This window comes from Janthinobacterium sp. 13, from assembly GCF_002749695.1.
Classification (GTDB): domain Bacteria; phylum Pseudomonadota; class Gammaproteobacteria; order Burkholderiales; family Burkholderiaceae_D; genus Janthinobacterium; species Janthinobacterium kumbetense.
This window is the reverse complement of sequence record NZ_PEEQ01000001.1, coordinates 53,422-67,443: the sequence shown is the minus strand read 5'-3', so window position 1 is coordinate 67,443 and position 14,022 is coordinate 53,422. Positions and strand designations below refer to the sequence as shown.

Genomic DNA, 14,022 nt, shown 5'->3' with positions numbered 1-14,022 from the left:
TTCATGCCCCAGTTGCGCACCGTTCCAGCTTCCCCGAGTACCCGAAGCGAGGAGCGGCGGCGCAAGCTGCTGGTGGCGGCGGCGGACCTCTTCCTCGCCTCCGGCTACGACGGCGTCAGCATGGACGCCATCGTGGCCGAGGCGGGCGGCTCGAAGGCCACGGCCTACCGCTATTTCGGCAGCAAGCAGGAGCTGCTGGTGGCGGTGGTCGAATACCTGTGCGCCGATTTCATCATCGACCTGCGCCGCCTCGATACCTCGCAAGCGGGCCTGGAACAGGGCTTGCAGCTGATCCTCGATGAACTGGTGGCCGTCGTCACCAGCCCCCGCCACGTGGATTTCTACCGCCTCGTCGTCACGGGCGCGGCCGCCGTGCCGGCCGTGGGCCTGACCTGGTACGAACACGGCCCGCAAGTGTGGCATGCGCTGATCTTGCGCCTGCTGGAACAGCAGCGCGCCCAGGGCCGCATCGCGCCCGACGCCTCGTTCTCCAACCTGCCGCAGATCCTGTTCGACGCCGTCTTTTCGCACCTGACCACGCGCACCGTCATGCTGGGGCAGGGCGGCAATGCGGCTACGTTCCGGCCCTTGATCGCGGAGCTGATCGAGCTGGTGGTGGCAAGGGTGGCGCGCAAGGCGGATTCGGCCCGGTAGGGCCGTAATCCGAGAATAGTCTGTTGGCCGCTGGTATTCGAATGACGCGCTTGCGTGCTTCGGCGGCCCTGTTAATCCGATCTGCGCGACCGGGATGCGGTTGGCCGCCTTTCGGCGATGTTGATGAGCAGTTCTGCGGTGTCGTGTGAACCCGTTGCAATCCAAAAAAATATTTTTGCATAATGATGCAAAATAAATGCGGTTTCCATCTCCGAGAAACGTCTGGCTTATGTAAGTCACTATTTACATAAGGTTGCATCATCAATGGCTCAAAATTTAGTAGTCCCTCCCGGATTCGTGCCCTATCCTGATCCAGACGACGTCTTTATGGAAGACGTCGGGCTCCATCTGAAGGTGTTCCATCCTATTCTAACCATACCCGCAGCACAGGTCGACCCTACGTGGACCGGGCAGTTCCACTTCGTCTTGCCCATAGAGCCGTATGATGGTGCTTTGGGCGAAGGCAGCACGGATTACTACGGTCCTCACTGTGGCGAAGCATGGATTAAGTTCGTTCGGATAGGATCAAAGTATCGATTCGCCGGCGATTGGCGCTATTTTGCGATTAATCGGGAGCATGATGTGGAGGCTGATTTTTGGTACGGGGAGGCGAACAAAAGCTATGCCGAGCGTAGGCGCGCATGGCATGAGCAGGGTCTCATGAATAGGCAATCTGACAGCTTTGGTTGGGGCACCGCTTTTGGAGGAAATGCCCTGGCCGGCAACTGGACCAACGATCTCTCCTTGCCTGATGAGGTGGCTAAATGGGGATTCAGGCCATCTCGGATGATGCGCGAGGACGAGACGGTTAATGGCGTCAACTTCACTCATCCGCTAAACGAACAGGGGCAGCGATATCGATTAATTGGGATATTGGTTGGGTATCGCTATCGGGACCATGGAGCAGATAAGCTTTTGATGTTCTACGACATTCCATCGAGTACTATTTTAATCATGTTGGACTTTAGCTAAGCCGGCCTGTTGCACCTGTCTCGGAAAGAAATAAGAGTCACCTGCCTGCGAGTTCCGCCGGAGCGCACCATCAGCAGAGCTTAAGCGGCCAGGGCTGGCGTCTATTTTGGCCTGATGCCGCCAGGGGGCGGATGATATAGTGGCGGGAATGTATACACTGAAAGAAACTGCCATGAAAAACGACGCAACCGCGCGCCCGCAAGCCAGCCAGACGCCTGTCAGGCTCAGCAAAGGGGACTTCGTCACCGCATTGCGCAAACTGCTGCAAGAAGAGGGAAAGGCCGGCAAGACCAGCGTGGACGTGCGCGCTGCAACCCTGCACACCGACGTCGGCGTGTATCCGGCGCGCGGCCACTCGATGCCGACCTGTTGCACCGTGATGTATGAAGAGATGCAGCCCGGTGACGAGATACTGCTGACGCCATCCGGCGGCAAGGGGCCTACGCTGCTGATACGGTATAAATTGCCGCGCTGACAATCGCGGTCCTGGAAACAGCTTACAACCTGGCGCAAATGCAGGCGATGACCTGTAGCGCGCCGTAGCTGGCGCGCTGCTGATTCCCGCCCGGTCGGGCAGGGCATCCTAAGCCATCCGTCAGGGCGGGGATGCCCCGTTGGCCCCAGACGCCATCCATCCGTTTTTCACCTTATCTCGTCTCTCATCTTCCTGAGTTCCACGCGGCAGCCTCCGGCGGCGGTAGCCGCAAGCGTTTTCAAATATGTAAAATATTTATATAAGCTCTTATGTAAATGGTGCTACCATGGTTCCATGAAACCTGGACTCGGCACACAATTACGACATCTCATCGAACTGCTGGACGGCGCGGTCGAGCAAGCCTACGTGGACGCGGGGCTGGATTACCGGCCGCGCTACACACCGGTGATGCGGGTGCTGGCCGAGCAGGCTAGCGCGACCGTCGGCGAGCTGGCGGCCCTGGCCGGCCTCACGCAGCCCGCCGCGACGCAGACGGTGGCCTTGATGGTGAAAAAGGGCCTGTTGACGGTGGCTGCCGGCGGCGCAGACGGCAGGCAGCGCGTGGTGCGCCTCAGCGCCGCTGGCGAAACGTTGCTGCCGCGCCTGCGCGTGTGCTGGCAGGCGACCAAATCGGCGGCCGACAGCCTCGATGCGGAACTGGCGTTTCCCTTGTCCGCCTGCCTCGGACAGGCGATCGCCGTACTCGAGACACGCTCCTTCGGCGCGCGCATCCGCGACGCCAACTTGCGGCGCCTGCGCGACGGCGGGCCGCAGCTCGATACCGCTCCGGCGCAGGCACGGCCACACCTGGACGATCAACCCGAATGATGCAGGCATGCCTGCCCAGGCGCCGCTTCGATGACGCGCCCGGGGGCATCACGCGTATTTTTTCACACAACGATCAATCGCTTCGCAGTCCAACTTGGAGGAATGTATGTCAGGTAGCAAGAAATTTGTCGCAGCTGTCGTATTGGGTACGCTGGTGTCGTTTCAGGCCTTTGCGGCGGCGGACACCGCGTTGAACGCGTCCGGCCGCGCTGCGATCGTGCAGACACTGGTCACGAAAATGAACGCGAATTACATCGAACCGGCTGTGGCCGAACGGGTCGGCACTGCGATCGCCAGGAAAAATGCCGAAGGAGGCTATGCGAGCGCCGCCAACACCCAGGCGTTCAGTACGGCGCTGGCAAAGGACTTGCGGGAATTGAGCGGCGACTTGCATTTTGGCACCGCAGTGTACGAAGGCCTTCGCGAGCGCAGCGCCAACCCCGAGCTGCCTAGCCGCGCCAAGACGGACGAATGGCGCGACCAGACCGCGCGGCGTGGCTATGACATCGAGAAGATCGAACGCCTTCCCGGCAACGTCGGCTATATCGAGCTGCGCGGCTTCGGCGGCCCGGAATACGTCAGCGCGGCGTACACGGCGGCGATGTCGCTCATGGCGGGGACGGATGCGCTGATCCTCGACCTGCGCCGCAACGGCGGCGGCAGCCCGGCCAGCGTGGCTTACCTGATGAGTCATTTCTTCCCGCTCGGCGACGAGCGCCACCTGATCGACATGTACGATCGCCCGACCGGTCTGACGCGGCAGTTCTGGACCGTGAAGACGGTCGCACAGCGTTACGACAAGCCCGTGTACGTGCTGACCTCGGCCCGCACGTTTTCCGCCGGAGAGGATTTCTCCTATGGCATCCAGGCGCAAAAGCGCGGCACGGTGGTCGGGGAAACCACCGGCGGCGGCTCCAATCCCGTGAGCTGGTACAACCTGGGGCAGGACATCATCGTCTCCATCCCGACCGCGCGCACGACCAATGTCGTCACCAAAACCAACTGGGAGCACGTCGGCGTGAAACCGGACATCGCCGTGCCCGCGGCGCAGGCGCTGCAGGCGGCGCATGTCGCCATCCTGCGCAACCTGGTGTCATCGGCCAAGGAGGGCAGCGAGCGCAAGGAACTGCAGCGCGTGCTTGCGATGGCGGAAAAAGGCGAATCCGAGAAGCCGGTCTACACGCTCAGGGGCGAGCCTTGATGCAAGCCGCCGGACATGCCCGCGACGAAGCGCGCGGCTCGCTAATCCGACCTGCGCGTTTTTGACGCCAACGCACGTCACGACGCCTCTGAAAACCGTAGCGAGCAAGCCCAATGTCGGGTTGAGTAGCGCAGCCGTACTTTAGTACGGTGAGCAACGCCAACCCGAGAGTGGGCTGCGCAGCAGGTTTGCAGTGCGTCCCTTAACTCAGGTCGCAATACCATATTTGTGCTGCGTGGCCGCATACTGCTGCTTGAGCGACTCCAGCTTCGGATGCTTGGGGTCGATCTTGCGGATCACCTGCATCTGGTGCTGTGCCTGTTCGGCCAGCGGGGCTTCCCAGCCCAGCATATTGAGCTGGCGCAAGATGGCGTCGACGGAGGCGAACAGCACTGGCAGGTTGCCCGGCGTCTTGCGCAGGGCCTGGCGCAGCACGAAGACGGCGCCCTTGAGCTCGCCGCTTTCCGACTTGCTGGCCGCATCCTGCATCAGTTCCTGCACCTGGTTCGTGATCTGCTGGCCCATGCCTTGCGCCAGATCATGGCGGCCCGCCTTTTCAAACACGTCCACGGCCGCTTCCATCGTCACCTCGCTGTCCGCTTCGTTGACGAGTTTCATCATGACGTCGGACGCCGCCTGTTCCAGGTTGTTCTTCAGGCAGCTTTGCACCAGGCCCACCTTCAGCTGCGTCGACAGGCCCCGCGCCGTATCCAGGGCGGCGGCGGCCAGCTGCAGTTCGCTGGCGGCGGCGATGTCGTTGCCCGACAATTCGTGCAGCATGGCGGCCGAGATGGCGCGGCACGCTTCCACGTTGGCGCCGCCGCGCAGCGAGCGTTCCATGTCGCGCAGCACGCCGCTCGCCTGCGGCGCGTCGCCTTTCTTTACCAGCGTCTTCACCAGGTTGACGTGGTCTTCCGGATCGCGGAATTCGGAGTACTTCGCTTTCGTCACGACCTGCTTATACGCCCGTTCGGCCGCGCCGATGTCGCCCGTGTCATACGCGATGCCGCCCAGGTGGCGCAGGCGGCGCACCATGTGCGGCGAGATGGCCACCGCGTCTTCGAGGATTTTCTTGGCCTGCAGCTGCTGGCCCATGGCTTCATGGTTCTTCGCCAGCAAGTCGTAGGCGGCCATGAAGCGGGGATAGATTTCCACCAGTTCCAGCAGCGCATCCTGCGCCTCTTCGTGGCGCTGCTGCTCGAACAGGGTGCGCGCCAGTCCCAGGTGGGCCCAGGCCATGGGCCGCGTGGCCAGCATGTCGGCGTACAGCTGCTCCGCTTCCTTCCATTCGCCCAGGGTGAGGTGCAGCTCGGCGCGCAGGCGGGTGAAATCGGCCGCCAGGCGTGGATGCTGCAGCTCGGCCGCGCGGCAGCTTTTCACGGCTTCGCGCAAGTCGCCCTTGTCGATCAGTTGATACGTGGGCAGGAACATGGCGCGCCGCTCGATGGCGCGCGCGATGCGTCCGCTCAGCACGTCGACGGTGAACGGTTTTAATATGTAGTCGGACGGGGTCAGTTCGGCCGCGCTGATCACCTTGCTGTGGATGGCTTCGGAAGTCAGCATGATGAAGATCGTCCACAGGCCGATCAGCTTGTGGTGGCGCAAGTCTTCCAGCAATTGCTGGCCATCCTGGCCATCCGTGCCACTACCAAGATCGTATTCGCACAGGATGATGTCGAACGGTTTCTTCGTCAGCAAGCGGATGGCCGTGCCGGAATTGACGGCATATTCCACCTTGGTGATGGCCGCCTGGTTCAGCATATTGTGCAGATTGCCCCGCATGCTGGGGTTCGGGTCGACGATCAGGACAGATAAGTCGCTAGTTTCTGGCATTGTTCAGCTCTCGTTCATCTGTGTATGGCTCTGCGGCTCGATGGTACGACGGTCTAATAATATTACTATTTGTCAGCATACTGCAAAGCCAGTGCAAATCGCTAACAAAATGCAGGCGAGTGCGCGCGGCGCGACACGGCAGGCGCGCGCGCTTGCGGGCAGGGCAGGCGCGGGGTATCCTAAAAGCAACCTTTTGCGTTCGCTCATGCCTGACACCACGCCTGGAAAGCCGCCATGTACTTGACCGAGACTCGCAGGCAAACCCTGCACCACCTGCTTTTCGGCGGAGGACGGGCGCATGCCGAGAAGTATTTTCCCGAATTGCGCCGCATGGCCGTCGTCAGCGAGTCCTTTGGCCTGGCCAGTATCTTGTTCGTGTGGGCTTTTATTCCGCATGTCAATACGCTCGACAGGGGCGCGCTGCTGTATGCGCTGGCCGGCATCGTGCTGGCTATCGGCATCAATGTGGCCGCGCGCGCCATCTGGGTGCTGAAACTGGGGGGCGCCGTGGGCATGTGCGCCATTGCCTTTTGCTTCCGCCTGCTGGCGGAGGCGGCGGGGCAGGCCGAATTCTGGATGCAGCCCGTGGGCGTGTTCATGGTGCTGCTGGCGGCGCCCATCTTCAATGGCTGCGTCGTGTATCTCATCGTTGCCGCGGCAGTCTGGCTGATACTGGGCTACGGCCATTTCCCGATCGATCCCGCCATGGCGCATGCAGCCTGGGCAAACTTGCTGATCGTCTACAGCATGCTGTTCGGCCTGGTCCTCAGCATCAGCTTTAATCTGTTGCGCCTGCGCGACTTCCGCGCCAGGGAGGCGCTGACCCGCCTGGCCTACCAGGATGGCTTGACGGGCTTGAACAACCGTCGCCGCTTTACGGAGTTGACGCAGCAATTGCAGCAGCGGCCGCAACCGATGTACTTCCTGATGATCGATATCGATAATTTCAAGAAAATCAACGATACCCTGGGCCATGACGCGGGTGACGTGGTGCTGGTCAAGACGGCGGGCATCATCGCCGATGCCTGCGGCGGCCACCTGTGCGGACGCCTGGGCGGCGAGGAGTTCGGCATCGTCTACGCGGGGGACCGGCGCGCCGTCTGCCAGTTCGCCGCCAGCCTCGTCGATGCCGTCTACCTGGCCTTCAATCCGGGGCAGGCCGTGTCGATCAGCGTGGGCATTGCCGAGCTGGCCTGCGATACGGAGCTGGCGCACAGCTACCGCCTGGCCGATGCCTCGCTGTACCAGGCCAAGCACCAGGGCAAGAACCGCTATGTCATTGCCTGACGGCATGCACATGAGTCTTGCGGAGGCGCCAGGGAGCGGGTATTCTGTTTGTATTAATATATCAGCCGCAAGCAGGCGCGATGTGGCGCAGACGCAGAGTTTCACCGTGACGTGACCGCTGGCGTTTTACCTTTACCAGAGAAAATCCAGCCTTCGTGATGCGCCTTCCTTCCATGAGTACCCTGCGGCGCATTGCCGTCCCCCTCGCTTTTGGCGGCAACAGCGAGCAGCAGCACACGTATTTCGCGGAATTGCACCGGGTCGGCATGGTGACGCAGCTGCTGGGCATCATCGCCTACAGCCTGACCTGGCTGCTGATGCCCGATCCCTATCATCCGAACTTCCCGCACGCCGTGCTGGCGCTGCTGGGCATGTTGATGAGCCTGATCGTGCGCTACCGCTGCACCACCTTGCCCGTGCTGACCATTACGGGTGCCTGCGCCGTGCTGACCCTGACCTTCGGCTTGCGCACCATGGCCGACGCCGTCCATCACGCCAGCTTCTGGGTCTTGCCCGTGGGCGTCTTCATGACCCTGGCCATCGCCTCCATCTTCAATGGCGGCCTCAGTTACCTGGCCGTCGTGGCCGGCGTGTGGTGGAACGTGGGCCACGGCCTGTATCCGGTGAACGCGGGCTTGCCCGACGAATCCTGGGCGCCGCTGATGATCGCCGTCAGCGTGCTGTTCGGGCTGGCGCTGAATGTCAGCTTCAGTTTATTGCGCTTGCGCAACTATCACTCCAAGGTGGAATTGACGCGGCTGGCCTTCCAGGACGGCTTGACGGGCCTCAACAACCGCCGCATGTTCACGCAGCGCGCCCAGCAGATGCATGGCGCGCCGCACGGCGGCATGCTGTATTTCCTGATGATCGATATCGACGATTTCAAGATCATCAACGACCAGCAGGGCCACGATGCGGGCGACGAGGTGCTGGTACGCACGGCCGCCATCATCGCCGACAAGGCGCAAGGCCATCTGTGCGGGCGCCTGGGCGGCGAGGAGTTCGGCATCGTCTACGCGGGCGACCGCGACGCTGCGCGCGCCTTTGCCGGCGCCTTGGTCGAGGCCGTCAGTCAGGCTTTCCATGCGGCACAGTTTGTGTCGATCAGCGTGGGCGTGGCCGAGCTGGACCGGGCCAAGGAGCTGGGCCACAGCTACCGGCTGGCCGACGAGGCGCTGTACCTGGCCAAGCGGCAGGGCAAGAACCGCTACGTGATCGCCTGATCGTCGGCTGACGGTGTTGTTGTCGCGTCATAAATGGCCGCCGTGCGGGGCAAAAGGGTGGCAAAGGCCCAAGTTCCGGTCATAAGGCAGGGGTAAAACGGGTATAATGCGCGCAAAGGAAATTTGCCGTACGAAAGATATTGTCATACCTACCTTTAACCCGCAGCCACGCTGCATCAACCACCTTCCAATCATGTTGATACTGCCGGGTTCCAATGCCCTGTCCCATTTCCGTAGCCACCGTCTGTTAAGCCAACTGCAAGCCGTTTCGCCTGCGATTGTTGCCGTGCAAGCACGCTATGTCCATTTCATCGATGCCAGCGCGCCTCTCACCAACGACGACAGCACGCGCCTTGGCGCCTTGCTGACGTATGGCGAGCCGGCCCACGCTGACAATACGGAAGGCGCTGCCGAAGAATTCTTCGTCATCCCCCGTTTCGGCACGATTTCGCCGTGGGCTTCGAAAGCCACCGACATCGCGCACAACTGCGGCATGGCGCACATCAAGCGCGTCGAACGCGGCATCGCTTTCCGCATCAACCTGAAATCGGGCATCCTGGGCAGCGCCATTGGCGCCGGCAAACTGACGGACGAGCAGGTACAGGCCGTGGCCGACCTGCTGCACGACCGCATGACGGAATCCGTGCTGCGCAGCGCGGACGATGCCAAGGACTTGTTCCGCACCCTGGAAGCGCGCCCATTGGAATCGATCGACTTGCTGGGGCAGGGCAAGCTTGCTTTGGAAACGGCGAACACGGAACTGGGCCTGGCGATGTCGGAAGACGAGATCGACTACCTGGACGCCGCCTTCACCAAGGCCGGCCGCAACCCGACGGACGTGGAACTGATGATGTTCGCGCAGGCGAACAGCGAGCATTGCCGCCACAAGATCTTCAACGCCGACTGGACCATCGACGGCGTGGCGCAGCCCAAGTCCCTGTTCGGCATGATCAAGAACACGCATGAATTGCAGCCGAAAGGCACCGTCGTCGCCTACAGCGACAACTCGTCCATCATGGAAGGCGCCACGGTCTCGCGCTTCTACCCGCGCGGCGACAAGCACGAATACGCGGCGTCGACGGAACTGACGCACACCCTGATGAAGGTGGAAACGCATAACCACCCGACGGCCATTTCTCCATTCCCCGGCGCCTCCACGGGCGCGGGCGGCGAGATCCGCGACGAAGGCGCAACGGGCCGCGGCGCCAAGCCGAAAGCCGGTTTGACGGGTTTCACCGTATCGAACTTGTCCTTGCCGGACGCCGTGCGCAGCTGGGAAACGGCCGCTTCCGTGACGGCGCCGCTGGCCGCGCGTACTGATGCAGATCAATACGGCAAACCGGAACGCATCGCTTCGCCCCTGCAAATCATGATCGAAGGCCCATTGGGCGGCGCCGCGTTCTCGAACGAATTCGGCCGTCCGGTCCTGGGCGGCTACTTCCGCACGTATGAGCAGAACGTCGGCACGGACAAAGACGCCGTCTTCGGCTACCACAAGCCGATCATGATCGCTGGCGGCATCGGCAATATCTCGGCACAGCACACGCACAAGAACGACATCCCCGTCGGCAGCCTGCTGGTGCAGCTGGGTGGTCCGGGCATGCGCATCGGCATGGGCGGCAGCGCCGCCTCGTCGATGACCACCGGCAGCAACACGGCCGACCTGGACTTCGACTCCGTCCAGCGCGGCAATCCGGAAATGGAACGCCGCGCCCAGGAAGTCATCAACGCCTGCTGGCAAATGGGCGCGGACAATCCGATCATCTCCATCCACGACGTGGGTGCGGGCGGCTTGTCGAACGCGTTCCCGGAAATCACCAACGATGCCAAGCGCGGCGCGATTTTCGACTTGCGCAAGGTGCCGCTGGAAGAATCGGGCATGGCGCCGAAGGAAATCTGGAGCAATGAATCGCAGGAACGCTACGTTCTGGCCATCGCGCCGGAAAGCCTGCCGCTGTTCAAAGCCATGTGCGAACGCGAACGCTGCCTGTTCGCCGCCGTGGGCGTGGCCACCGAAGAGCGTCAATTGAAGCTGATCGACCCGGAACTCGGTAACGAACCGGTCGACATGCCGATGGACGTCTTGCTGGGCAAGCCGCCAAAGATGCAGCGCGACGTGGTCCACGTGGCCAACGATTTCCCTGCCATCGACTTGACGGGCATGGACCTGGTTGATGTAGCGCAAAAAGTACTGCTGCTGCCGACCGTGGCCGACAAATCCTTCCTGATCACCATCGGCGACCGCAGCGTGGGCGGCATGACCGTGCGCGACCAGATGGTGGGACCATGGCAAGTGCCGGTGGCCGATTGCGCCGTCACCACCATGAGCTTTGAAGGTTACCTGGGCGAAGCGATGGCCATGGGCGAACGCACGCCGCTGGCCGTCATCGACGCCGCCGCCTCGGGCCGCATGGCCGTGGGCGAAGCCGTCACCAACATCGCCGCAGCAGCCATCGGCGACATCTCCGACATCAAACTGTCCGCCAACTGGATGGCCGCCTGCGGCCAGCCTGGCCAGGACGCGGCCCTGTACGACACGGTAAAAGCCGTCGGCATGGACCTGTGCCCGGCGCTGGGCATCAGCATCCCCGTCGGCAAGGATTCGCTGTCGATGCGCACGACGTGGAAAGACGAGGGCACGGGCGCGGCGAAATCCGTCACGTCGCCCGTGTCGCTGATCGTCTCCTCGTTCGCGCCAGTGACGGACGTGCGCAAGTCGCTCACGCCGCAGCTGAAGACGGACAAGGGCGACACGTCCTTGATCTTGATCGACCTGGGCCGCGGCAAGAACCGCCTGGGCGCCTCGGCGCTGGCGCAAGTCATGGGCCAGCTGGGCAATGAAACGCCGGACGTGGACAGCGCGGAAGACTTGAAAGGCTTCTTCGCGGCCATTCAAAAGCTCAATAGCGACGACAAGCTGCTGGCCTACCATGACCGTTCGGACGGCGGGCTGTACGCCACCCTGACGGAAATGGCCTTCGCCGGCCACACGGGCATGTCCGTCAACCTGGACATGCTGACCATGGAAGGCGAGCACTCGAGCGACTGGGGCGACGCCAAGAACTGGACGGGCCAGGTGGCGGAACGCCGCAACGAACTGACCCTGCGCGCCTTGTTCAGCGAAGAGCTGGGCGCCGTGATCCAGGTGCGCGCGGAAGAAAAATCGCTCGTCATGGACGTGCTGCGCACCTTCAACCTGGGCGCTTGCAGCCATATCATCGGCAAATTGAACGACCGCGACGTGATCGAATTCACGCGCGACGCCAAGCTGATCTACACCCAGCCGCGCGCTGAACTGCACCGCCTGTGGAGCGAAACGAGCTGGCGCATTGCCCGCCTGCGCGACAATCCGGCCTGCGCGGACGCCGAATACGACCGCCTGCTGGACGTGCAAGATCCGGGCATGTCGCCGATCGTCACCTTCGACCAGAACGAGAACATCGCCGCGCCATTCATCGCCACGGGCGTGCGTCCGCGCGTCGCCATCCTGCGCGAGCAGGGCGTCAACTCGCACATCGAGACGGCCTACGTGATGCACCAGGCAGGCTTCACGGCCGTCGACGTGCACATGAGCGACCTGATTGCGGGCCGCGTCAAGCTGGACGACTTCCAGGGCGTCATCGCCGTGGGCGGCTTCTCGTACGGCGACGTGCTGGGCGCGGGCGAAGGCTGGGCGAAAACCATCCTGTTCAACGCCAGCCTGGCGGAACAGTTCGCGCGCTTCTTCAACCGCACGGACAGCTTCGGCCTCGGTATCTGCAACGGCTGCCAGATGATGAGCAATTTGAAATCCATCATCCCCGGCGCCCACGCCTGGCCTAAATTCACGCGCAACAAGTCGGAGAAATTCGAAGGCCGCTTTGCCATGGTCGAAGTGATGGATTCCCCATCGATCTTCTTCAACGGCATGGCCGGCACCCAGGCCGGCATCGCCATCGCCCACGGCGAAGGCTACGCCGACTTCTCGCAAACGGGCGACATCACCCAGGTCACCAAAGCCATGCGTTTTGTGGACAACAAGGGCGCCGCCACCGAAGCGTACCCATACAACCCGAACGGCTCGCCGGAAGGCATCACCTCCGTCACCACGCCAGACGGCCGCTTCACCGTGCTGATGCCACACGCGGAGCGCGTGTTCCGCTCGGTGCAACAGTCGTATCACCCTGAGGCATGGGGCGAGGATTCGCCGTGGATGCGCATGTTCAGGAATGCGCGGAAGTTTGTGGGGTAAGTTTTGTGTGTTTTGTGTAGATAGGACGGAAGCCGACATCATTAGATGTCGGTTTTTTTTTGTGATTGAGTTTTTTATAGAACGTGATTTTTCTACAAATAATGCTTGGTTTTGCTATATTGACATTCAACTTTCAATATAAATTTGATTTTTTTGAGAATTTAATATATGGTTTCATTTCGACAAATGTGCCTATTTTGTAATTTAAAAAATGAAAATTCTCTCTGTTTTTAACAATAAAGGTGGGGTGGGTAAAACCACGTTAACGTATCATTTAGCTCACTCCTTGAGCGAGTTAGGTAATAAAGTTTTAATTATTGATGCGGATCCGCAGTGTAATTTAACTATTTATTCAATGACTGTTGAAGCGATTCATAAGATTTGGGAGGAGGAGGATGAATGTATAGAAATGGGAATTGAAGAGTTTAGAAAGAAAACAACGCCCAGAAAGGTTAAGAATCTTCATGATAAACCTCGTTCTTTACATTATCTTTTGATGCCAACTAGCGATGGAACAGGAGAATATGAGACGTTATCTCCTCCTTTAAAAATAACAAAAAACCTTGATATGATACCAGGGCGACTATCTTTGCATGAATTTGAAGAAAAAATTTCATCGCGATGGAGCGATGCCTATCGAGGCGATGCTCTTGCAATAAGGACTATAACAAGAATTAGGTCAATTGCAGAGGAATATGGGAAAAAGTTAAAATATGATTATGTAATAATTGACACATCGCCAAGCTTGGGTGCGCTAAACAAGACAATCATATCAACAGTCGATGGGTTCTTTGTTCCTGCTGCACCCGATATGTTTTCTTTATATGGAATTAGAAATATTGGTAGCAGTTTGAAGAAATGGCATGATGAATTTGAAATAATATATAAATTAATATCAAGCGATAAAAGAAAATTATTCCCCAAGGTCTTTGTTCAATTTTTGGGTTATACGATTTACAATGCTAGAAAATATACCAAGCCAAGTGCAAAGTGGAATTTGGCCCAAGCCCATTTGAAATATGCGTTGGAAATACCTGAAATTATCCATACATATATTGGCAAGGATCTTCGAGAAAGTATAACTGATGAATTGCTCGCTGAGCCAATTGGTGGTGAGTCTATTATGCATAGTCATAATACCTTTCCTACTCTCGCTCAACACTATAGAGTGCCAATGTGGAATATTCCTGATGTTGATAGAATAGATAAAGAGCATCAAAATACTATTAATGGTCAAAAGCCTGATATATTGGGAACTAAGAAAAAGTATAATGATTTTTCGAATTCATTGATTCAACGAATTAAACTTCTTGGGTAG

The 14,022-nt window shown here is 59.7% G+C and carries 10 protein-coding genes; 9 read left to right on the top strand and 1 reads right to left on the bottom strand.

From position 1 onward, the window contains the following. Positions 1 to 3: 3 nt before the first annotated feature. From CLU94_RS00295 to CLU94_RS00275, 5 genes are all read left to right on the top strand, one after another. Complete coding sequence (locus tag CLU94_RS00295) at positions 4 to 654, top strand: TetR/AcrR family transcriptional regulator (RefSeq protein ID WP_099664135.1); 651 nt, start codon at positions 4 to 6, stop codon at positions 652 to 654. Between the two features lie 264 nt (positions 655 to 918). Next, positions 919 to 1,626: a hypothetical protein gene (locus tag CLU94_RS00290; protein ID WP_099664134.1), complete on the top strand. Its 708-nt coding sequence runs from the start codon at positions 919 to 921 to the stop codon at positions 1,624 to 1,626. A 172-nt stretch (positions 1,627 to 1,798) separates the two neighbouring features. Then, positions 1,799 to 2,101 (top strand): HNH endonuclease, encoded by a 303-nt coding sequence (locus CLU94_RS00285; protein ID WP_099668097.1) that lies wholly within the window; start codon positions 1,799 to 1,801, stop codon positions 2,099 to 2,101. A gap of 294 nt (positions 2,102 to 2,395) precedes the next feature. Next, the gene (locus CLU94_RS00280; RefSeq protein WP_099664133.1) at positions 2,396 to 2,929 is read left to right on the top strand and encodes a MarR family winged helix-turn-helix transcriptional regulator; all 534 of its coding nucleotides are present in this window, start codon (positions 2,396 to 2,398) and stop codon (positions 2,927 to 2,929) included. Positions 2,930 to 3,035: 106 nt separating this feature from the next. Beyond that, entirely contained in the window at positions 3,036 to 4,130 is a 1,095-nt protein-coding gene (locus CLU94_RS00275; RefSeq protein ID WP_099664132.1) for a S41 family peptidase, read from the top strand. A gap of 207 nt (positions 4,131 to 4,337) precedes the next feature. Here the strand turns inward: CLU94_RS00275 and CLU94_RS00270 are convergent, their stop codons facing one another. Beyond that, complete coding sequence (locus tag CLU94_RS00270; RefSeq protein ID WP_099664131.1) at positions 4,338 to 5,963, bottom strand: response regulator; 1,626 nt, start codon at positions 5,961 to 5,963, stop codon at positions 4,338 to 4,340. Positions 5,964 to 6,197: 234 nt separating this feature from the next. On the opposite strand from CLU94_RS00270, the gene CLU94_RS00265 reads away from it, so the two are divergent. The 4 genes from CLU94_RS00265 to CLU94_RS00250 all read left to right on the top strand — a co-directional run bounded on the left by CLU94_RS00265 (position 6,198) and on the right by CLU94_RS00250 (position 14,022). Next, a complete protein-coding gene (locus CLU94_RS00265) occupies positions 6,198 to 7,250 on the top strand; it encodes a GGDEF domain-containing protein (protein ID WP_099664130.1) in 1,053 nt (350 codons plus the stop codon). Positions 7,251 to 7,408: 158 nt separating this feature from the next. After that, positions 7,409 to 8,473 carry a GGDEF domain-containing protein gene (locus CLU94_RS00260; RefSeq protein ID WP_099664129.1) on the top strand — a complete coding sequence of 355 codons (1,065 nt, stop codon included), beginning with the start codon at positions 7,409 to 7,411 and terminating at the stop codon, positions 8,471 to 8,473. Between the two features lie 193 nt (positions 8,474 to 8,666). Beyond that, positions 8,667 to 12,704: a phosphoribosylformylglycinamidine synthase gene (gene purL / locus CLU94_RS00255; protein ID WP_099664128.1), complete on the top strand. Its 4,038-nt coding sequence runs from the start codon at positions 8,667 to 8,669 to the stop codon at positions 12,702 to 12,704. A 211-nt stretch (positions 12,705 to 12,915) separates the two neighbouring features. Continuing rightward, positions 12,916 to 14,022, top strand: coding sequence for a ParA family protein (locus CLU94_RS00250; RefSeq protein WP_099664127.1), 1,107 nt, complete (start codon positions 12,916 to 12,918; stop codon positions 14,020 to 14,022).